Genomic DNA, 21,042 nt, shown 5'->3' on the forward strand with positions numbered 1-21,042 from the left:
GGAAAGGAGCGTCACGATGCGGGTCCAGGCCGACCGGACCAAGTGCATGGGCGCCGGGATGTGCGCGCTGAACGCGCCGGAGGTGTTCGACCAGGACGAGGAAGAGGGCCTGGTCGTGGTGCTCGACGCCGAGCCGCCCGCGCAGCGGCGGTTCGCGGTGCGCGACGCGGCGCAGCTGTGCCCCGCCTCCGCGATCAGCCTGGTGGAAGACGAGGGCTGACAGGGCTGACAGGGCTGGCAGGACTGACATGACCGACGGCCGGAACGCCGCCGCGGCGGCGTTCCGGCCATGACGATCTCCTTGCGGCGTTTATATCAGGACCCGTTGACACTTGCCGGATTCGTTCCTAATCTCCGCGACGTGCCAATAGGCGCATGCCACCACCCTCGCCCCATGGAGATCCCATGCTCAAGCGAACCGCGGCGATGTTCGCCGCGGCGGCCGTGACCATCACGGCCGCCCTCACCCTGACCGCCGGTACGGCGTCCGCCGGCACGGCGACGGCCGGCCCGGCCACCGCGCCCCGCCCGGCGGCCGTCCACGTCACGCTGGCGAGCACCATCGCGCTGGACGACTGCTCGGCCTCGCTCGTGCGCTACCCGAACTCGCAGGCCGGCGACCAGGCCCTGATGCTCACCGCGGGGCACTGCTTCGAGGGCGGCATGCCGTCGGCCGGCCAGGTCCTGCAGAACGTGCCCAGCAGCCGCTCCGGCACGCTGCTCGACGGGTCCGGCGGCGAGCTCGGCACCGTGCAGGCCGACAAGCTGCTGTACGCGACGATGACCAACACCGACATCTCCGTGTACGAGCTCACCGACACGTTCGCCACGCTGCAGAGCGAGTACGGCGTCACGCCGCTCACCATCTCGGCGGGCCACCCGGTCAGCGGCGACACCATCGCCATACCCTCGGCCTACTGGGACCGGACGTGGAGCTGCACCCTGAACGGGTTCGCCGCCACGGTCGAGGAGGACCAGTGGACCTGGCACGACTCGCTGCGCTATGGCCGGACCGGGTGCGCCGTCATCGGCGGCAGCTCCGGCTCCCCGGACGTGGACACCAGCACCGGCCAGGTCGTCGGGGTGAACAACACCATCAACGAGAACGGCCAGAAGTGCACGCTGGACAACCCGTGCGAGGTCGGCGCCAACGGCACCATCACCTACCGGCGCGGGCAGGGCTACGGGCAGGAGACGTACTGGATCACCACCTGCCTGAACGCCTCGAGGGCGATCGACCTGACCGTGTCGGGGTGCCTGCTTCCGAGGCCGTGAGGCTTCGGTGAAAGAAGCAAGGGCCGAGCCCCTGTCGTCGAAGGCGACAGGGGCCCGGCCCACACCGAACGCGTGTCTGGCCGGAGCGCGTCAGCGCCCCTGCCGAAGCTTGGCCAGCGCCTCGGCGAGCAGCTTCTCGCCGTCGGCATCGCTGCGCCGCTCACGGACGTAGGCCAGATGGGTCTTGAACGGAGCCGCCGTCGCCGCCGGCGGCGGGTTCTCGCGGTCCAGCCCGGCGGGCTGGCCGCACGTCTGGCACTCCCAGGTCTCCGGCACGACCGCCTCGGCGGCGAACACTGCCGGGGTCGAGTGGCCGTCGGCGCACCAGAAGGTCACCACGACGCGCTCGACAGAATTACCACGATCGGACTCGCCCATCGGGCCCGCGCCGATCCTGCTTCCACGGATTCCACTGCTGCGGGACATAGCCAGCCTCCCCGGACTCGAAGCGTCCCGGCCGTCAGCTCGAACGGACTGCCGAGTGCGCCTGACCATCACACCAGAAGAACTCCCGAGCCCCGCCCCGTCGTTGGGAAATGGAGGGGGCAGGGCGGCGGGGTTCAAGCCGGCGTCAGCGCCTTACAGGCCGCGGACGTCCTCAGCCTGCGGGCCCTTGGGACCCTGGGTCACGTTGAACTCCACAGCCTGGTTCTCCTCCAGGTTGCGGTAGCCGCTGCCGCTGATCGCGGAGAAGTGGACGAAGACGTCCGGGCCTCCACCATCCTGCTCGATGAAGCCGAAGCCCTTCTCGCCGTTGAACCACTTGACTTTGCCGGTTGCCATGAATCTCCTCGATACCGCGGCCACACCCACCTTCTGGGGACGTGTGCGCCTGCCCACTATCGCACGACCACCCGCCCGTGACCTACCTCTAATCGTCCAGGTCGCAGCCGCGGCCCGGAAAGAGTGCCGTGAAGGGGGCGGCGATCCCGCGATACGGACGGACTAGGCCTGCTCGTCGTAGCGCAGCCGTGCGGCCTGAACGGCGTTGATGTGCAGCTCGGCCCAGTCGCGCACGGCGTCCAGCGGCGCCCGCAGCGTCCGCCCGAGCTCGGTGAGGCGGTACTCGACCTTCGGCGGCACCGTCGGATACACGGTCCGCTCGACCAGCCCGTCGCGCTCCAGACTGCGCAGCGTCTGGGTCAGCATCTTCTCGCTGACGCCGTCGATCGCCGCCCGCAGCTCGCTGTAGCGGCGCGAACCGTCCGCGAGCGCCACCACGATCAGGACCGTCCACTTGTCGGCGATGCGGTCCAGCGCGGCGCGCGAGGGACACGGGGCGCTGTAGACGTCGGCGGGCTTGCCGTCGGGCAGCCAGGACAACGGGGTCCGGCCCGGGGAACCGGGGCGGGGACGTCGGACTCGGGGGGCCGGCATGCGGGGAACGTTAGCCCAGAAGGCGTCCGTCCGCCCACAGCCGCCGCGCCGCCGGCGGCAGCACCCGCCCGAACACGTGGTCGGCGAAGTGGCCGCCGGCCAGCACGGTGTCGGGGTCCTGCAGCTCCTCGAGCACCTGCTCCCGCGTGCGCAGCGCCTGGTCGGGGTCGAAGTCCCAGACGAAGGACCACCGGCTCTCGGTGACCTGGACCTGGCAGTGCATGACGTCCCCGAGCACGATCAGCCGCCGCGGATCGGCACCCTCGGGGTCGGCGACCACCAGGCTGATGTGGCCGGGCGTGTGACCGGGCGTGGCCAGGACGCGGACGCCGGGCGCGATCTCGTCCCCGTCGCCGACGAACCCGATCCGCCCGGCAAGCGGCTCCAGCACGGCACGCCGGTCCGGACCGGGGAACACCCCCTTGTCGGCCCAGTACCGCCATTCGGCCTCCGCGACGAGGTGGCGCGCGTTCGGGAAGACCAGGCCGCCCACCGCGGCGCCTTCGGGGAACCCCGGATCGGGGGCGACGTCCGAGGTCCAGCCGACGTGGTCGTGGTGCAGGTGGGTGAACACGACGGTGTCGACGTCCCCGGGCGCCAGCCCCTCCCCCGCGAGGCTGTCCACCAGCCGGCCGGCCGTGAACGAGGCCACACCGGGCACCTCGTAGTCGACGACCCCGAGACCGAGGTCCACCAGGATCACCCGGCCCCCGGTGCGGATCAGGAAGGAGCCGATGCTGACCGGCATCCGGCCGGCCGCGTCGACGAAGGCCGCGTAGGGGGCCCAGCCGTCGGGGGCACTGGCCGGGAAGATCACCGAGGCGTCCATCCAGCCCTCGCCGTCGGGGAGGTAGGTGACGGTGGTGCCGCCGACGGTGGTTTGTGAGCGTTCTGCTGCGCGAGTCATGGGACTCACTATCGGAGAGCCACTCTTCAGCGGGAAGTACGCACTTGTAAGTGCGTACTTCGCTAAGTACGTACTCCGCAAGGTCTACCTCCGCGGCTCCCACCGGAAGAACGCCCGCGCCGCGAGCACCCCGACGACCGCCCACGCCAGCGTCGGCACCAGCAGCAGCGGCACCTTCGCCGACGAGCCGCCGTTCCACGCGGTCGCGACCAGCTCGGCCAGGGCGCCGCCGGGCAGGGCCCGCTTGACGGCGATCAGGCTGTCGGTGCCGGTGGCCTCGAACCAGACGGCCGCGACGGTCGCCGTCAGGAAGATCGGCATGGTCGTGTACTGCGCGTGTTCCGGGGAGGTGGAGAAGCCCGCGGTGGCCAGGGCCAGGCCGGTGAACATGGCCTCGGCGACGAGGACCGCGACGATCAGCAGGGCCGGGTTCGCGGGGGCGTCGGCGGAGGCCAGGGCGCCGAGCACGATGGCGAGCTGTACGGCGTTCACGGCGATCAGCGGGGACACGAGCCCCGCGATAATCGCCCGGTCGGAGACCGCCGCGCCGCGCATGCGCTTCAGGTACAGCGTCTGGCGGCGGGAAGCCAGGGTCGTCGTCGCCGTCACGTAGGTGCCCATCGCGACCATCACGACCAGCTGGACGCCGGCCACCGCGCCGCCGGCCTTGTGGGTGTCGCGGCTGAAGTAGAGGAAGCCGCCGAAGACCAGGGGGAACAGCAGCGCGCCGCCGGCCACGACGCGGTTGCGGGCGAGCATCTTGAGTTCGGCCGCGGCGATGGCGTTCACGGTGTGGTCCCCTCGGTGCCGATGGCGTGGAAGATGTCGTCGAGTCCTGATTCGCGGACGCTGAAGCGGGCCAGCTCGTGGCCGTGCTCGGCGGCCCACAGCATCAGGGTGGTCACGTCGCGCTGGACGGCGCGCGTCCGGATCACCGCCAGGCCGTTCTCCGTGCCGGTCACCGGGACCGGGATGTCGGCCACGGCGCCCGGCGGCACGAAGCGCACCGTCGTGGTGCCCTCGGCGGTCAGTTCGGCGACCGTCCCCTGGCGGCGCAGGGTGCCGCCGTGCATCAGGCCGACGTGGTCGGCGGCCTTCTCGGCCTCCTCGAGGTAGTGGGTGGTCAGCAGGAAGGTGGTGCCGGCCGCCTTGAGCTCGCCGACCACCGTCCACAGGGCCGCGCGGGACTCCGGGTCCAGCCCGGTCGTCGGCTCGTCGAGGAAGACCAGCTCCGGCGCGCCCCATATCGCCATCGCGAAGTCGACGCGGCGCTTCTCCCCGCCGGACAGCTGCGCGACCCGCGTCGACCGCTTGCCGGCCATGCCGACCCGGTCCAGGACCGCGTCGGCGTCGTCGCTCCGCCCCGAGATCGCGCCGGCCAGCACGACGCTGTCGCGCACGGTGAGCTCGGCGGCCAGGCCCGAGTCCTGGAGCATGATCCCCATGCGCGGCCGGACGCGCCGGCGGTCGGACGGATCGCCGCCCAGCACCCGGACCCGGCCCGACGTCGGGGACCGGTGCCCTTCCAGGACCTCCAGCGTGGTCGTCTTGCCCGCGCCGTTGGTGCCCAGCAGCGCGTACGTCTCGCCGCGCTGGACCGTGAGACCGAGGCCCTGGACGGCCACGTGCCCGCCTTCGGCGGAGCCGCGTTTCGCCTTGTTCGCCTTGTAGGTGTAGCCCACGTCCCATGCCTCGATGACCGTGTCTTCTGTCGCTTCCCTCATGGGTCCCACGATCCCGATCGGCGCCGGGGTCGATGTAGTGCCGGGACCGCATGACTCCGCGTGACATATGTCAGGCGCAGAGGTGATGCTTCGCGGATCCGCGCGGAACCCCGCGCGCATAGGCTGGCGCCCATGACGCCGGAGATCCACCAGACCTGGTCGCCCGCCGACGCCGGCGCGCCCGCGCTGGCCCGGATGCGCCGCTTCACGACCTGGATCATGGTCTTCGTGGTGGCCGGCTACGTGGGCCTGGTCGGCCTGGCGCAGGGCAAGTCGTCGACGGTCCTGGTGGTGGCTTCCCTGGCCGTCGGGGCCCTGGTCTGCTGGCAGTGCGTGCACTGGGAACACGGTGCGCGGCCGGCCCTCGCCGGGGCGGCGCTGCTGGCGTCCTACGGGTTGTCGTGGGCGATCGCGATCAACCACCACAGCCCGCAGGCCTCGGTCGCGTTCTCCCTGTCCGCCGCCCTGGTGGCGAACACGCCCCCCTTCCTGCGGTGGTGGTGGAGTCTGCTGGCCGTCGGGCTGGCGGTCCTGCCGGTGGCCGTCTTCGGCGACACGGCCGCCGTCGTGGGCGTGACGGCGATGACCTCCGCCGCGCTCGCCTTGTTCCGGGGCAATCGTTTCGGCTTCGGTCTCTACCTCGAGATCGACCAGGCCCGCCGGGCCACGGCGGATCTGGCGGTCATGCGCGAGCGGTACCGGTTCGCCGCCGACCTGCACGACATCCAGGGGCAGGCGCTGCACGTCAGCCGGCTGAAGCTGCAACTGGCCGACAAGCTGCTCGACCAGGACCCGGACCTGGCCCGGACGCACCTGCGCGAGGCGGAACAGCTCATCGCCGAGACGATCGCCGAGACCCGGAGCCTGGCCTACGGCGAGCGCGGCGTCACCCTGGCCGGAGAGCTCGCGAACTCCGAGTCGCTGGTCCGGGCGGCCGGGATCGCGCTGGACGTCCGCGGCCGGGCCCCGGTCGGGCACCGGCTCGAGGAGCTGTTCGCGCTGGTGGTGCGCGAGGCCACCACCAACCTGCTGCGGCACGCGCAGGCCGAGCACGTCCTGGTCGAGCTCGGGCCGGACTCGGTGCGGATCGTCAACGACGGCGCGACGGACGCCACGCAGGAGCTCAGCGGGCTGGCCCGGCTCGGGGAGCGCTTCGCGGCGCTCGGCGGGACGCTGGAGACCTCGCGGGCCGGGGCGACGTTCGTGACGGCCGCACGGGACGGCGCGGCGTTCACGGCGTCTGCGGCGACCGTGACGGCGCCGCGGGGGGCGTCGTGATCCGCGTCCTGATCGCCGACGACGAGACCCTGCTGCGCAGCGCGATCGCCAGCCTGCTGGACATGTCGGAGGAGCTGCGGGTCGTGGCCCAGGCCCGCGACGGCGCCGAAGCGGTGGCGCTGGCCGCCGACCTCGATCCGGACGTGGTGCTGCTGGACCTGGAGATGCCGCGGCTGGACGGGCTGGAGGCGGCCCGGCGCATCATCGGACGCCGGCCCGAGCAGGCCGTCGTCCTGCTCACCCGCCACGCCCGCGCCGGGGTGCTGCGCGCGGCGCTGGCCGCCGGGGTCCGCGGATTCCTGCCGAAGTCCGTCGATCCGGGGGAACTGGAGCGGGCCATCGTGCACGTACACGGCGGCCGGCGATGGATCGACGCCGACATCTCCGCCGCCGCGATGATGGACGACTGCCCGCTCACGGAGCGGGAACTCGATGTCCTGCGGCTGACGACGGAGGGGCTGAGCGTGCGGGAGATCAGCGATCGGGTGCATCTGGCTTCGGGGACGGTGCGGAACTATCTGTCCTCCGCGATGCAGAAGACCGGGGCGCCGTCGCGGCACGTCGCCGCGCGGATCGCGACCGAACGCGGGTGGTTGTGAGCGGCCGCCCGGCGATCCCCATCCGATCGCCGGGCGGCCGCCACGGGGTCAGTCGACGTTCAGTGCGGTGTCATCGACCACGAAGGACGTCTGCAGGGAGGAGTCCTCGGTGCCGGTGAACTTCAGGCTGATGGTCTGGCCGATGTAACTGGCCAGGTTGAAGGAATGCGACACGTACCCGGTGGCGGCGTTCAGGTTGCTGTACGTCGCCAGGGTGCCCAGCACGGTGCCGGAGGAGTTCAGGACCTGCACCGACAGTTTGTCGTACGCGGTGCTGCCGGTCTCCGCCGTGTCGATGTGGACGTAGAAGGAGAAGTTCGCCGTCGTGCAGGACGCCGGGATCGTCACCTGTTGCGCGAGCGTGTCGGTGTGGGTGGTGCCGTAGCCGTCCAGCCACGCCTTCCAGCTGCCCGAGTGAGCAGCTTCGGAGGAGCTGTTGTCGATGACGCCGGACGACGCGGTCCACGGTGCGGCGCTGCCGGTTTCGAAGCCGGCGTTGCCCAGGAGCTGCGTCGCCGTGCAGCCGCCGCCGGCCGGGTTCACCGTCCAGCTGAAGGTGGTGCTGCCGGAGGCGGTGCCCGAGGAGGCCGTCACCGTGACGCTGGAGCTGCCGGCGGTGGTCGGGGTGCCGGTGATGGCGCCGGAGCCGCTGATCGACAGGCCGGCCGGCAGGCCGGTGGCCGAGTAGGTCAGCGCCTTGCCCGCCGAGTCGGTCGCCGAGATCTGCAGGGTGCTGATCGCGGTGCCGGCGGTCGAGGTCTGATTGCCCGGGCTGGCGACCGAGACCGTCTCGGTGCCGGTGCCGTTGACCGTCAGGGTGAAGGTGGCGGTGTGCGTCGCCGAGGCGCCGGTTCCGGTGATGGTCACCGGGTAGCTGCCGGGCGCCGTACTCGCCGCCGTGCTCAGGGTCAGCGTCGAGGTCGAGCCGGAGGTGACCGACGAGGGGCTGAACGAGGCGGTGGCGCCGGCCGGCAGGCCGGAGGCGCTCAGCGCGACGGTCTGGGCCGAGCCGCTGGTCAGGGTGGTGGACACGGTCGCGGTCAGCGAACTGCCGGGGTTGACCGAGCCGGAGGTCGGGGACACCGCCATCGAGAAGTCGTTGGTGCCGGCGGTGCAGGTCGGCTCGCCGGACTGGGCCGGGACGCTGACCGCGGTCCAGGCCGCCTTCACCGTGTTGAACTCGGCGCAGGTCGGGTCCAGGGTCTTGGCCGCCTGCAGGGTCCAGACGCGGTACGTCAGGTACGAGGCTCCCGATGTCTTCAGCAGCATCGCGTTGTACATGATCTTCTCGGCGTTCTGGATGCCGACGCCGGTGACCGTGGAGTTGTTGCAGGTCGGGCTGACCGGCTGGCCGTTGGTCGGGTTGGTCCCCTCGGCCACCAGGTAGAACCAGTGGTTGCCGGGACCGGCCGCGGCGTGCACCTCGTCGCCGGGTATCGAGCTGGAGTAGCAGTTCGGGTCGCCGTTGATCAGCGAGGGGTTGTACATGTTGCGGATCGGCCCGGTGCCCTCGAGGTTGATCTGCTCGCCGACGGTGAAGTCCGGCACGTCGTACGGCGCCGGCTCGTTGGTGAACCACTCGGTGGCGGCGCCGAAGGTGTCGGCGACGAACTCCTGGGTGCCGTTGCCGGATATGCCGCCGGGGGTGTGGTCGTCGACGCCGTGGCCCATCTCGTGGGCTATGACGTCGATGGCGCCGATCCACTGGCCCTGCGAGTTGTAGCCGATCTGGACCTGGCTGCCGTCGTAGTAGGCGTTCTCCTCCTGGTCGCCGACCCGGATCGGCCAGGCGCCGCCGTTGCCGTCCATGCCGTTGCGCCCGTCCCACTGGGCGAGCATCTTGAACTCGGACTGCGCGCCGAACAGGGCGTCCACGCAGCCGGTCTCGCGGCTGGTCTTGTCGGTGCTGCCCCAGACGTCGGTGGACTTGGTGAAGGTGGTGTCGTTCGCCGCGTCCTGACAGGGCATGTTGGTGATGTTCGGGGTGTTCATCGAGTACGAGCTGCCCGAGCCCGAGGTGTCGATGTGGACCGGGTTGGGGCCGTTCCACGCGCTGGTGCCGCTGCCGTGCTCGACGTGCTCCTGCGTGTGCAGGACCGCGCCGGTCTTGGCGTCGACGTCCACACTCAGCCGGCTGACGCCGTCGTCGCCGATGCCGTCGACCGTGGTCTCCCAGGCCAGGGCGGCCGGGCCGGAGCCGAGCGCGAACACCACGAGCTGCGTGCCCTCGACCTTGGACACCGACTTCAGCTGTCCGGAGGCCACCGAGACGGCCTTGGCGCTGCTGAGGGTCGGGGTGGTGGACAGCGTGCCGATCGCGTGGTCCTGGGCGACCGACTGGAACACGACCTGGCCGGCGCTGTTGGTGGCGATGACGAAGTCGCCGCCGACCACCGGCAGGCCCGAGTACGTGCGCAGATACGGCACGTACTGGGCCCCGTTGGACGAGATGACCTGCTGGCGCACGAACTGGTCGTCCGCGCTGGCGTGCAGGAACGCGGGCCTGGCGGCGACGAGCGCGTCGGCGCTCCGCGCGGCCAGGGTCTGTGCGTTCGGAGCCTGGACGTTCGGGGTGCCTGCCGGTCCGGCGGCGGCTGCCGTCACCGGTCCGGCCGACAGCGCGGTGATGCCGGCCGCGACGGCGGTGCCGACGGCCAGGCCGGCGGCGAGCAGTCGCGGGCTACGGCCGCGCTTGGTGTGGGGGTGTTGCGATCTCACGGGCTTCCTTTCGCGGGGGTTTGCGAAGGGGGGCGGGGGGATCGCGCATGCGCCGATGCTTGGTGGCATGGGCCCAGCGCACAACGCCAAGGTTTTGTGCAGAGTTTGCTAAGAGTGTTCTAAGAACCCTGACGTTGGTTCGGAACGTAACCGGCCGTACGCCGAACGTCAACGATCGCGAGGGCACAGCAAGGGTGGACCCGCGCCGACGGATCGGATCCGCGCCTCCTAGGGCGAAACCCCGAAGCCGCATAACGATTCGATCAACCGCAGGCCAGCGCCATTGCGCACGCCCCGGCTTTTGGGTGTTGTGCACAGTGCACTGTTCCATCGGGGTGTGTTCCAGAGACTAGGAGTCACATGAGCACCCGCAAACGTGCCACCCGCGCCGGCGCGCTCACGCTCGCTATAGCGAGCGCGTTCACCCTGGCCGCTTCGACCGCCGCGTCCACCGTGACGTCCGCGGGCATCCAGGGCTCTGGCAAGAGCGTCCAGGTGCACCCCATGACCTGGGGAAGCCGGGAAGTGGCAGATCTGCCGACACCGCTGGCGACATCGGCGTGTCTGGCCCAGGTGGGCATCAACTGCTACAGCCCGCTGCAGTACCGCAGCGCGTACGACCTGAACCCGTTGTACCAGGCCGGGATCACCGGCAAGGGGAAGACGATCCTGATCGTCGACTCCTACGGCTCGCCCACGATCCAGGCCGACCTGGACGTCTTCGACAAGCAGTGGGGTCTGCCGGACACCAAGGTGGACATCCGGCAGTTCGGGACCATCCCGGCGTTCGACCCGACCGACTCCACCATGGTCGGGTGGGCCGAGGAGACCACGCTGGACGTGGAGTACGCGCACGCGATCGCCCCCGGGGCGAAGATCGTGCTGGCCGAGACCGCCGTCGCCGAAACCGAGGGCGTGACCGGCCTGCCGGAGATGATGAACGCTGAGAAGTCGCTCATCGACGCCGGCGTCCCGGACGTGATCTCGCAGAGCTTCGGCGCCACCGAGGACACCTTCCCCGGGTTCGCCCAGCACGACTACTCGTCGCTGACGGACCTGCGGTACGCGTTCAAGGACGCCGCGGCGCACCACGTCACGGTGCTGGCCTCGGCCGGCGACAACGGCGTGACCAGCCAGACCCTCGACGGCAACGGGTTCTTCCCGTACCCGGCGAACTCCTGGCCCTCCGCGGACCCGCTGGTCACCTCGATCGGCGGCACCTACCCGGCGATCGACGACAGCGGCAAGCGCACCGCGCCGGACGTCACCGGCAACGACAACAACCTGCTGGACCCGGGCGGCGTCGTCGGCGGCGGCGGCCAGTCGCACGTGTTCAAGCGCCCGGACTACCAGGACGGCGTGAAGAACGTCGTCGGCGCCCAGCGCGGCACACCGGACATCTCGTTCAGCGCGACCCTGTCGGGTGCGGCATGGGTGTACTTCAGCTTCACCCGCCCGGGCTGGCACCTGATCGCCGGCACCAGCGAGTCCTGCCCGATCATGTCCGGCGTCGTGGCCCTGGCCGACCAGGCCGCCGGCCACCGGCTGGGCACCATCAACCCGGCGCTGTACCAGCTGGGGCGCCTGTCGACGAACCCGCGGTTCGGCAAGTTCACGGGCATCCAGGACGTGACCGTCGGCAACATCAGCGACAACGGCGTGACCGGCCCGAGCGCGGGACCCGGCTACGACATGGCGACCGGCTGGGGGACCATCGACGGGGCGCACTTCGTTCCGGCGCTGGCTTTGGCCGCGTCGGCTGAGGGCGGGGACGGCCGGGGTCACTGAGGGCTGGCTTCGTCGAGTGCTGTGAAGGTCGCCGGCCGCACCTTGGGGTGCGGCCGGCGGTCTCTTCGCTGTTTTCGAGCTACACGACAGGGCTTTCCCCGGTCAGCGCGACGTCGCCGCATCGATCGGCGGCAGGCTTGAAGCCTTACGGGATCTCGCAGCCGTCCGGCCCGCACACCGCACCATCCGGTGCGGCCTCCCCGACGACCTTCAGCGCCGGCACCTGCGCGGCCCACGCCTCCTGCAGCGCCTGCGTGAACACCTCGGCCGGCTGGCCGCCGGACACGCCGAACTTGCGGTCCAGCACGAAGAACGGCACGCCGTTCGCGCCCAGCATCTGCGCCTCCTGCTCGTCGGCGCGGACCTCGGCGGCGTACGCCGTCTCGTCGGCGAGCACCGCGCGCGCCTCGTCCGCGTCCAGGCCGACCTGCACGGCGAGCTCGATCAGACGCTCGTCGTCGAACAGCGAGCGCTCGTCGGCGAAGTGGTTGTGGAACAGGGCAGCTACCAGTTCCTTCTGCTTGCCGCGCGCGTTCGCGAAGTGGATCAGGCGGTGCATGTCGAAGGTGTTGCCGACGTCGTGGGCGCCGAAGATGTATTCCAGGCCGCTGGCATGGGCGTTGGACGCGACGCGCTCCTCGGCGGCCTTCGCCTGCTCCAGGCTCATCCCGTACTTCTTCGCCAGCATCGGGATCACGTCGGACACCGCGCCCTTGGGGAGCGTCGGGTCCAGTTCGAAGGAGCGGAAGACCACCTCGACGTCGTCCTTGTGGGCGAAGGCCGACAGGCCCTGCTCGAAACGCGCCTTGCCGATGTAGCACCAGGGGCAGGCGACGTCACTCCAGATCTCGACGCGCACGGCGGTTCACTTCCTTATTACTAGGCACTGGGGGTGCGGGCCCGGAGGGGGTTGGGGCCCGCACGTGTTGTTCAACGGTGAACTACCTCACGGAATTCCGCGGGCCGGCGTGACCCGTCACACGTGTTCCACCCTCGCCACCGGTTCGGCGCCGGCCAGTTCCGCGCGGCTGCTCACGCCGAAGCGGCGGAACAGGCGGGTCAGGTTCCCTTCGACCGCCTTCACCGACACCTGGAGTGCGGCGGCTATCTGGCGGTTGGTGGCGCCGGAGCGGACCAGTTCCACGATCTGGCGCTCGGTCGCGCTCAGCGGTTCGGCCGGGGTGTCCAGGCGGGCCAGGCGGCCCTGGACGAAGCGCAGCCAGGGGCCGCAGCCGGCCGCCGCGTAGGCCGTGGCCGCCGATTCCCACGCGGTGCGGGCCGCGGCCCGGCGGCGTGCGCGGCGTTCCAGTTCGCCGAGGGTCACCTCGGCGCGGGCTATCTCCAGCGGGTAGGGGTGCTCGGCGGGGATGGCGGCGCGCAGACGGTCGGCGGCTTCGCGGGCGTCGGCGGCCAGGCCGTGGCGCAGCAGGCGGGCCCGGGTCAGGCCGAGCTTGACCACGTCGCGTTCCAGGCGGCGGGCGGCTTCCTGGGCCTCGTCGAGGATGCGGTCGGCCGCCGAGAACGAGCCGCAGCGGGCCAGGGTCTCGGCCAGGTCCGCGTCGACCAGGAAGGTCGCGGGGTCGACCATGCCCACGTTGCGCATCAGGGTCCTGCCGCGGGCCAGGTGGTGCGCGGCCTGGGAGGAGCGGTCCAGCAGAAGCTCGGCGCGGCCCAGGAAGGCGTGCGCGTAGCCGGTGAACTCCGAGTCGCCGGAGGCGGTGCCGGCCTCGATGGCGCGCTGGGCGACGTCCACGGCAGCCTCCGCACTGCCGTTGGACAACTCGGCCGCGGCCGACAGGATCAGCGCCTGCACGCTGGAGGAGCCGGTCTCGGCCCGCAGCCGGCTGCCCAGCAGCGCCGCCTCGTGCGCCTGGCGGCACAGGCCGGCCCGCTCGTTCACCGAGGCCACCAGGTGCAGCACGTCGCCGAGGTCGCGCAGGCGGCCGGCGCGCTCGACGTCGGCGCGCAGCCGGGCCGCGGTGGCCAGGGCGTCGGCGACGTCGCCGCGGCGCAGGAACCAGATGATCAGGGACTTGCGGACGGCGATGGACGGCAGCGTCAGGTCCCCGCCCAGCCCCAGCGCCTCGGCCTCCTCCAGCGATTCGATGGCCCGCTCGGGGTCGGTCTGGATCTCGGTCGGGACGCGCATCGCGATGGACTCCGCGCGCAGGCTCCGGTCGCCGGTGGTCAGGGCGTACTCCTCGGCGCGGGCCAGGGCGGACAGCGCCTCCTCGACCGAGCCGGAGCGGAAAGCGTGGTCGGCCCGCTGCAGGCTCACGCGCGCCCGCAGGTCCGGGCGCCCGGCGGCGTCGGCCTCGGCGGCTTCGAGCAGCAGGCCCTGCGCGGATATGTCGTCGTCGAGCTCGACCAGCAGCAGGCGCGCGCCGACGCGGCAGGCCGGGTCCGGTCCGGCCGCGACGGCCTCGGCGGCTTCGCGGGCCTGGCGCGGCAGGCCGGCGTCGAAGGCGGCGCGCGCGGCTTCGAGGCGGCGGCGGGAGGCCACGTCGGTGTCCGCCGGCGGCCCGCCGGCATTCGCCGGGCCGGCACCAGGGCCCGCGCCCGGGCCGGCGGCCGATCGCAGGGCACCGTCGACGGCGTCAACAGTGGCGTCAACAGTGGCGTCGGCGGTGTCGGCGGCGTCCACGGCGGCGGTCGCCGACAAGCTGTCGGTACCGTTCGCCAGGGTCACGCCGTTCGCCAGGGTCACGCCGTCCGCCGGCGTCCGGTCGGCGGCCATCCGGAACAGCTCGGCGGCGGTGCCCGGGGCGCCGCGGAACACCGCGATGCGGGCGGCCTCCTCCAGCTCGGCGGCCAGCTCCTCGGTGGCGTCCGACGTCGCCAGAGCGTGGTGCCGTGCGCGCTCCAGCGGGTCGTCGTGGGCCTGGGCGAGCTTCGCGTGGCACTCCTGGCGGGCCTCGATATCAGCGTCCGCATACACGATCTCGCGCAGCAGCGGGTGTGCGAAGCGCGGCTCCAGGTCCCGGCCGGAGACGATGATGCCGGAGGCCAGCGCCTGCGACAGGCCCCATTCGTGGCCGGCCAGCAGTTCGCGCGGCGGGCGCGCGGCGGTCGAGATCAGCAGCAGCGCGTCGCGGGCGGCCTTGGGCAGCGCGTGCAGCCGGTCGGCGAGCAGGCCGCGCAGGCGCTCGGGCACCAGCAGCGGGTCGCCGGGCTGGACCACGGTCCCCGATCGCAGTGCGGCGCGGCCCAACTCCAGCGCGTAAAAAGGGTTCCCGCCGCTGGCGTCCCGGATCCGCTGCGACAGCTTGTCGGTGGGACGCAGGCCCAGGCGGGTCCGCAGCAGTTCGGAGACCACCGGGCCGGGCAGGTTACCCAGGGCGATCTCGACGGCGTCCTCCGGCAGCAGCCCCCACCAGGTGGGCTCCTGGCCTTCCGAGAGCCGCTCGGCGGCGAGCACGCGCACGCGGCTGCCCTGGCGGCGGCGCACGGCGAAGGCCAGCACCTCGGCGGTGGCCGAGTCCAGGCAGTTGACGTCGTCCAGGATCAACAGCACCGGACGCTCCGCGGCCAGCGCACGCAGCGCCTCGACCACCGCGACGCGGATCGCCAGCTGGTCGGTGGCCGCACCGTCGGGGACCGAGCGCATCAGGACACCGTCGAAGGCCGGGCGCAGGTGATAAGGCACCACTTCTGGCCGGGAAGCGACGGCGTCGGAGAACAGGTCGTACAGGCCCAGATAGGGCAGCCAGGACTCGGCCGCCGCCGAGGCGGAGCGCAGCACCAGCTGCCCGGCCGCCGCGCACGCCGAGCCGATCGCGTCCAGCAGCGCTGATTTGCCGATTCCGGCTGGGCCGCTGACCAGGACCCCGCCGCCGGCGGCCAACGCCGCCATGCATTTCTCGAGCGTCTGCTGCCGGCCGAGTATCGCTGGTGCGTCCTTCACGCAAGGAAGTGTCCTCCCGTCTGCGGCCTATTGGCGAGTCCGAAGTACCGGCTCGTGCACAGAGCGTCTCTGACATACGGCGAAATACCTTATGTCCGATTCCTCCGCGTTTTCCGCATCGAAATCAATCACTGGATATAGAAGCCGCAGCTACCGAGCGCGTTGTTATCTTTTCGAGACCATCTCAGCGTGCATTTCCGCCGCTGGTCCCGCTACGGTCGCAGACCAGGCACGCCGGTCCTTAGACCCGGAAATCGGGACACCGGCTGCCTACGCCGAATCCCAAAAGCGTGCAAAGCGCCGGACGGGAACCGGGGACCCACGTCCCAATGGGGTGAATCCGCTTCCGAAGTGGTAGGGCAGCCTCTTTCGCCCGAACCCGTCAGCTAACCCGGTAGGCGGTCAAAGAGGAAGAACACAACGTAGATGCGCACTCCCCTGGTGCTCGGCCGCCGTTCCCGCGGCCTGACCCTGACCGCCGCCGCCCTCGGCGCGGTCGCCGTCCCGACCCTCGCCTCGGCGGCCCCCGCGTTCGCCGCGGCGCCGCACGCCGCCCCCGTGGCCGCCCCGGCCCTGGCTCCGGCTCCGGCCTCGGCCGTGGCCGCCGCCGTCGCCGCCGCCGCTCCGGCCCCGGCCGCCGCCCCGGTCGCCGCCGCCCCGAAGGCCGCCGCGCCCAAGACCGACGCCCCGGCCTCGGAGAGCTACACCGTCCGCTCCGGCGACACCCTGTCCGGCATCGCCCAGGCCAAGCTCGGCGACGGCAGCAAGTACCCGGAGATCTTCAAGCTCAACACCGGCAAGGCCCAGGCCGACGGCCGCAAGCTGTCGGACCCGAACCTGATCATCACCGGCTGGGTCCTGAACCTGCCGGGCGCCAACGGCACCGCGGCCCCGGCGTCGACCTCGTCCTCGACCTCGACCTCGACCTCGACCTCGAACCAGCCGGTCGTGGAGTCCGCGCCGGTGAAGTCGACCCAGTCGGCCAAGACCACCACCCAGACCACGACCCAGAGCGCCACCGCGGCCTCGGCGTCGACCGGCACCTACGCCAACAACCTGGACGGCTGGATCAAGCAGGCCATCTCGATCCTGAACGCGCACGGCTACTACGTCTCGTACAACGCGATCTACCAGACCGTGATGCACGAGTCGGCGGGCAACCCGAGCGCCACCAACGGCTGGGACTCCAACGCCGCCGCCGGCCACCCGTCGATCGGTCTGATGCAGACCATCCAGCCGACGTTCAACGCGTACGCGCTGCCGGGCTACGGCAACATCTACAACCCGGTGGCCAACATCATCGCCGGCGTCCGCTACGCGGCGGCCGTCTACGGCTCGCTGGACTCCGTCGTCGCGGCGCGCTGCGGCGGCTCCTGCTGGTACGGGTACTGATCCCGCACCGGTCCACCGGTTCCCCTGTGTTGACAACCGAAAGCCCCCGAACGGATCGTCGTTCGGGGGCTTCGGCCGTCCTGTATCAGGCCTAGAAGCGCCTAAAAACCCTCGCCGGTCCAGCCGTAGCGCTTGTGCAGGTGGCCTATGACGCTGTCGAAGTCGCCGCGGTCCAGCGCGTGCCCCTCGCGCCGTATGCCCTCAGGGTGCACCCGCACCACGCGGTCGATCACGGCCCAGGACTCGCGCGCGTCGCGGTCCCACTCGCCGGTGCCGATGCTGACCCAGTTCTCGGCGTCCGCGTGCCACTTGCTGGTCAGCTTGACCGCCAGGAAGTTCCCGGTCGCCTTGCCCCGCGCCACCAGCAGGACCGGCCGGTCCTTGCCGCGGCCGTCGTGCTCCTCGTAGGGCACCCAGGTCCAGACGATCTCACCGGGGTCCGGGTGGTGGTCCTCCTCCGGATCCCACTCGGTGTGCACCGCGCCGATCTTGTGCGGGTCGATCTCGATCGTGTCGAAGGGCGGGAACCGGCCGGGCGAGTTCCCCCACTGGTCGTGCTCATGCTCTGCCATGGCGCCGAACTATGCCAAAAGAGTGAGCGGGCCCGCCAACCACCCGCCGTCCCGGCTCACCGTGCCTCAGGCCCGGACAATCCGAGCTGGTGAGGCCAGCCGCGTCTACGACCGTGGTCGGACACCGGGCGCCGCGCCCCCTCCGACCGGACGATGCGCGCCCCGCGCCGGGCACGCCAGGATAGTTACGATGATCCGGTGAACCCACGGAGGATGTGCGCATGCCGAAGGTAGTGCTGGCCGGGCTGCGCGCCGACGCGGTGCGCCTGGCCCTGACCTGCCTGTCGATCGTGCTGGGCATCGCCTTCGTGACCGGGACGTTCCTGCTCTCGGGGTCCATCAACCAGGCGTTCGACTACGGCTACGCGCGCGCGGCGCAGAACATCGACGCCGCCGTGCAGCAGACCGGCTCGGCCGTCTACGCCAACACCACGGCGCCGCCGACGCCGCCCTCGCTGCTCACGCCTGCGGTCGTGGACCGGATCCAGGCCCGCGTCGGCTCCGACGCCGTGGTCAGCGGCCAGGTCAAGGGTCCGGCCCCGCTGCTGGACGCGAACGGCCAGCCGATGCGCACCGACGGCCTGACCGGCAACGCCGTCGCGTTCCCGGCCGACCCGGCGCTGTATCCGGGCAGCATCGTCGCCGGCACCGGGCCGAAGGGCCCCGGCGACGCGGTCGTCGACAAGGACACCGCCGCCGAGCACAAGCTGCAGGTTGGGCAGACGATCCGGGTCGTGGGCCACGACTCGGCGATCCGCACCTTCCGGCTGGCCGGCATCGCCGAGTACGGCGTGGACAACCGGGCCAACGGTTGGACCCTGGTCGGGCTGCTGCCGCAGCAGGTCCTGGACGTCACCGGCAAGACCAGCTACGACGAGATCGACCTGCACGCCACCGGCGGCGCCTCGCAGCAGCACCTGGCCTCCGAGGCCGGCGCCGCGCTCGGCGGGCAGCCGCAGTTCACGGTCCTGACCGGCACTCAGTACACCAAGGCCGTGCTGGAGCACCGCGCCTCGATCGCCGGGAACGTGCCGCAGATCCTGGAGGTCTTCGGGGCGGTGGCGCTGCTGGTCGCGGCGTTCGTCATCTACAACACGTTCACGATCCTGGTGGCCCAGCGGATCCGGCAGGTGGCGCTGCTGCGCTGCATCGGCGCCGGCAAGGCGCAGGTGTTCGGCGCCACGGTGGCCGAGGCGGCGCTGGTCGGGCTGGTCGGCTCGGCGCTGGGCGTGCTGGCCGGGATCGGGGTGGCCCAGGGCCTGCACGCGGTGGTCGCGGCGACCAGCTCCACCGCCCTGCCGCCCGGCGGGATCGTGGTGTCCGGCGGGGTGGTCGCGCTGGGCCTGGCGGTCGGGTTCGCCGTCACGATCGTCTCGGCGGTGCTGCCGGCGCGCGCCGCGACGAACGTGCCGCCGGTGGAGGCGCTGCGCACGCAGCAGGAGGTGAAGACCACGCACGGCCGGATCGGCCGGACCAGGATCGCGGTGGCGGCCGGGCTCGGCGCGGTCGGGATCGTGCTGGCCGCCCTGGGCACCGCGCAGCACGACCTGCTCGGCGGGGTGAAGCTGATCGGGGGCGGCGGCGCGCTGGTGTTCGCCGCGCTGATCGTCGCCGGCCCGCTGATCGTCGGGCCGATGATCTGGGCCCTGGGCTGGCTGCCGGGCCGGTACTTCGGCACCCCGACCAAGCTGGCCGGCTCCAACGCCCGCCGCAACCCCGGCCGGGTCGCGGCCACCACCGCCGCGCTGACCATCGGCGTGACGCTGATGTCGCTGTTCACGGTGACGCAGGACTCGGTGCAGGTGACGCAGGCGCAGTGGATCGACTCGCACAACCCGTACGACTACTCCGTGGACCCGCCGGGCTCCGGCCAGACGGTGCCGTTCCAGGTCGCCGACCAGCTGCGGGCCAAGCCGGAGCTGGGGCACGTGGCGGCGGTGGACGGCACGAAGGCCGATCTGTTCGGGACCTCGGTGGACGTCGGGGCGGTCGAGGCCTCGGCCTACGGCACGCTGTTCAAGCCGGTGGTGAAGTCCGGCTCGCTGGCCGACTTCGGGCCCGGCACGGTCGCGCTGTCGAACGAGATGGCCGACGCCCACCATGTGAAGGTCGGCGACACGATCACGGTGCAGACGCCGCAGTCCGGGCCGCTGACCGGCAAGGTCGCGGTGATCTACCAGGTCTTCACCGGCCACGGCATCGACTGGTACGACGTCCTGCTGCCGCGGGCGCAGTTCCTGACGACGTTCAAGCCGCTCGGCGACACGCAGGTGCGCGTCCTGGCCGCACCGGGGGTCCCCACCGTCGAGTCGCGCGCGGCGGTGGACTCGGTGGTGTCGCAGTACCCGTTCCTGCACACCGGGAGCCTGGCGGAGAAGAAGGACTCGCTGACCGGCAGCGCCGACGCGACGCTGAAGCTGTTCACCGCGATGCTGGGGCTGGCGGTGGTGATCGCGGTGCTGGGCATCGCCAACACGCTGTCGCTGTCGGTCGTGGAGCGCACGCGCGAGTCGGCGCTGCTGCGTGCGCTGGGGCTCTCGCGCGGGCAGATGCGGCGCATGCTGTCGGTGGAGGCGGTGCTGATGTCGGCGGTCGGGGCGCTGATGGGGGTCGCGCTGGGGGTCGGGATCGCCGGGGCGCTGGAGGCGCTGATCGGGCGGGTCGAGGGCGGCGCGGTGCTGTCGGTGCCGATGTTCACGCTGGCCGGGTACGTGCTGCTGGCGGCGGTGGCGGGGCTGGCGGCCTCGGTGCTGCCGGGGCGGCGGGCGGCGTCGGTGTCGATCGTCGCGGCGATCGCGGATTCGTGATGCGTGCGGAGCCCATTTCCCCGGAGCGGCTGGCCTCGCGGATCGCGAACCTGGTGGCCGCGCACGAGCCGGAGCGGCATCGGAACAAGGATGCCTGGACCCGGCTGGCGATCGACGGCGCGCCGGGGTCGGGCACGGCGGAGGTGGCGGCGGCGGTCGAGCGGGTGCTGGTCGGCGACGGCCGGCCGACGCTGCGGATCTCCACCGGTGACTTCCTGCGGCCGCGGTCGCTGCGGCTGGAGCACGGCCGCGAGGACCCGGACGTCTTCTATGCCGAGTGGCTGGACCTCAACGGTTTGAGGCGGGAGGTGTTCGGTCCGCTCGAGCCGGGCGGTTCCGGGCGGGTCCTCCCCACGCTGTGGAACGCCGAACGCGATCGGGCCAGCCGGGCCGAGTACGTCGAGCTGCCGCCGGGCGGGGTGCTGATCGTCGAGGGCACGTTCCTGATGGGGATCGGGCTGCCCTTCGACGTGGAGGTGCATCTATGGCTCTCGCGCGGGGCGCTGAAGCGGCGCACGCCCGAGGATCGGGCGTGGACGCTGCCCGCGTACGCGCGGTACGACGCCGAGGCCGATCCATCGCGTGCCGCGTCCCTGACGGCACGGATGGACGACCCTCGGCATCCGGCTCTGCTGTTCGTCTGACCGGGTTGTCACGACCTGTCGGACATCTCGTTCCCGCCGGATTCCCCGACTCCGCCG

18 protein-coding genes and 1 riboswitch are annotated in these 21,042 nt (G+C 71.7%); of the genes, 8 read left to right on the forward strand and 10 right to left on the reverse strand.

Going from position 1 to position 21,042, the window contains the following annotated elements:
* Positions 1 to 16: 16 nt before the first annotated feature.
* Together ABH926_RS19520 and ABH926_RS19525 are read left to right on the forward strand one after the other, a co-directional pair.
* A complete protein-coding gene (locus ABH926_RS19520) occupies positions 17 to 220 on the forward strand; it encodes a ferredoxin (protein WP_370367105.1) in 204 nt (67 codons plus the stop codon).
* 185 nt (positions 221 to 405) lie between these two features.
* Entirely contained in the window at positions 406 to 1,275 is an 870-nt protein-coding gene (locus ABH926_RS19525) for a serine protease (RefSeq protein ID WP_370367106.1), read from the forward strand.
* Between the two features lie 90 nt (positions 1,276 to 1,365).
* On the opposite strand, the gene ABH926_RS19530 is transcribed toward ABH926_RS19525, so the two are convergent.
* The 6 genes from ABH926_RS19530 to ABH926_RS19555 form a co-directional block, all read right to left on the reverse strand.
* Positions 1,366 to 1,701: an RNA polymerase-binding protein RbpA gene (locus ABH926_RS19530; RefSeq protein WP_370367107.1), complete on the reverse strand. Its 336-nt coding sequence runs from the start codon at positions 1,699 to 1,701 to the stop codon at positions 1,366 to 1,368.
* 153 nt (positions 1,702 to 1,854) lie between these two features.
* Entirely contained in the window at positions 1,855 to 2,058 is a 204-nt protein-coding gene (locus ABH926_RS19535; protein ID WP_012786113.1) for a cold-shock protein, read from the reverse strand.
* A 162-nt stretch (positions 2,059 to 2,220) separates the two neighbouring features.
* Positions 2,221 to 2,652: a winged helix-turn-helix transcriptional regulator gene (locus tag ABH926_RS19540; RefSeq protein ID WP_370367108.1), complete on the reverse strand. Its 432-nt coding sequence runs from the start codon at positions 2,650 to 2,652 to the stop codon at positions 2,221 to 2,223.
* Positions 2,653 to 2,662: 10 nt separating this feature from the next.
* A complete protein-coding gene (locus ABH926_RS19545; RefSeq protein WP_370367109.1) occupies positions 2,663 to 3,559 on the reverse strand; it encodes an MBL fold metallo-hydrolase in 897 nt (298 codons plus the stop codon).
* 84 nt (positions 3,560 to 3,643) lie between these two features.
* Positions 3,644 to 4,348: an ABC transporter permease gene (locus tag ABH926_RS19550; protein WP_370367110.1), complete on the reverse strand. Its 705-nt coding sequence runs from the start codon at positions 4,346 to 4,348 to the stop codon at positions 3,644 to 3,646.
* Positions 4,345 to 5,283, reverse strand: a complete 939-nt coding sequence (locus ABH926_RS19555) for an ABC transporter ATP-binding protein (protein WP_370367111.1) — start codon at positions 5,281 to 5,283, stop codon at positions 4,345 to 4,347. The genes ABH926_RS19550 and ABH926_RS19555 overlap by 4 nt, the downstream gene beginning before the upstream one ends.
* A gap of 132 nt (positions 5,284 to 5,415) precedes the next feature.
* On the opposite strand from ABH926_RS19555, the gene ABH926_RS19560 reads away from it, so the two are divergent.
* Positions 5,416 to 6,561, forward strand: a complete 1,146-nt coding sequence (locus ABH926_RS19560; RefSeq protein WP_370367112.1) for a sensor histidine kinase — start codon at positions 5,416 to 5,418, stop codon at positions 6,559 to 6,561.
* Positions 6,558 to 7,160 (forward strand): response regulator, encoded by a 603-nt coding sequence (locus tag ABH926_RS19565; RefSeq protein ID WP_370367113.1) that lies wholly within the window; start codon positions 6,558 to 6,560, stop codon positions 7,158 to 7,160. Before ABH926_RS19560 ends, ABH926_RS19565 begins: the two co-directional genes overlap by 4 nt.
* Before the next feature lie 48 nt (positions 7,161 to 7,208).
* Here the strand turns inward: ABH926_RS19565 and ABH926_RS19570 are convergent, their stop codons facing one another.
* Positions 7,209 to 9,818: a M4 family metallopeptidase gene (locus ABH926_RS19570; RefSeq protein ID WP_370367391.1), complete on the reverse strand. Its 2,610-nt coding sequence runs from the start codon at positions 9,816 to 9,818 to the stop codon at positions 7,209 to 7,211.
* A 420-nt stretch (positions 9,819 to 10,238) separates the two neighbouring features.
* Between ABH926_RS19570 and ABH926_RS19575 the strand changes: the two genes are divergently transcribed.
* On the forward strand, positions 10,239 to 11,666 hold the full coding sequence (locus tag ABH926_RS19575; RefSeq protein ID WP_370367114.1) for a S8 family serine peptidase: 1,428 nt from the start codon (positions 10,239 to 10,241) through the stop codon (positions 11,664 to 11,666).
* A gap of 145 nt (positions 11,667 to 11,811) precedes the next feature.
* Here the strand turns inward: ABH926_RS19575 and ABH926_RS19580 are convergent, their stop codons facing one another.
* Entirely contained in the window at positions 11,812 to 12,525 is a 714-nt protein-coding gene (locus ABH926_RS19580) for a DsbA family oxidoreductase (RefSeq protein ID WP_370367115.1), read from the reverse strand.
* A 117-nt stretch (positions 12,526 to 12,642) separates the two neighbouring features.
* A complete protein-coding gene (locus ABH926_RS19585) occupies positions 12,643 to 15,570 on the reverse strand; it encodes an AAA family ATPase (RefSeq protein WP_370367116.1) in 2,928 nt (975 codons plus the stop codon).
* 263 nt (positions 15,571 to 15,833) lie between these two features.
* A riboswitch (cyclic di-AMP (ydaO/yuaA leader) is annotated at positions 15,834 to 15,985 on the forward strand.
* Positions 15,986 to 15,996: 11 nt separating this feature from the next.
* Between ABH926_RS19585 and ABH926_RS19590 the strand changes: the two genes are divergently transcribed.
* The gene (locus tag ABH926_RS19590; protein WP_370367117.1) at positions 15,997 to 16,962 is read left to right on the forward strand and encodes a transglycosylase SLT domain-containing protein; all 966 of its coding nucleotides are present in this window, start codon (positions 15,997 to 15,999) and stop codon (positions 16,960 to 16,962) included.
* Between the two features lie 101 nt (positions 16,963 to 17,063).
* Here the strand turns inward: ABH926_RS19590 and ABH926_RS19595 are convergent, their stop codons facing one another.
* A complete protein-coding gene (locus tag ABH926_RS19595) occupies positions 17,064 to 17,534 on the reverse strand; it encodes a type II toxin-antitoxin system PemK/MazF family toxin (protein WP_370367118.1) in 471 nt (156 codons plus the stop codon).
* A 221-nt stretch (positions 17,535 to 17,755) separates the two neighbouring features.
* Here ABH926_RS19595 and ABH926_RS19600 point away from each other — a divergent pair, with 221 nt between their 5' ends.
* A complete protein-coding gene (locus tag ABH926_RS19600) occupies positions 17,756 to 20,341 on the forward strand; it encodes an ABC transporter permease (RefSeq protein ID WP_370367119.1) in 2,586 nt (861 codons plus the stop codon).
* Entirely contained in the window at positions 20,341 to 20,985 is a 645-nt protein-coding gene (locus tag ABH926_RS19605) for a uridine kinase (RefSeq protein WP_370367120.1), read from the forward strand. Before ABH926_RS19600 ends, ABH926_RS19605 begins: the two co-directional genes overlap by 1 nt.
* Positions 20,986 to 21,042 lie beyond the last annotated feature (57 nt).

Origin of the sequence: Catenulispora sp. GP43, assembly GCF_041260665.1 — a bacterium.
Lineage (GTDB): Bacteria > Actinomycetota > Actinomycetes > Streptomycetales > Catenulisporaceae > Catenulispora.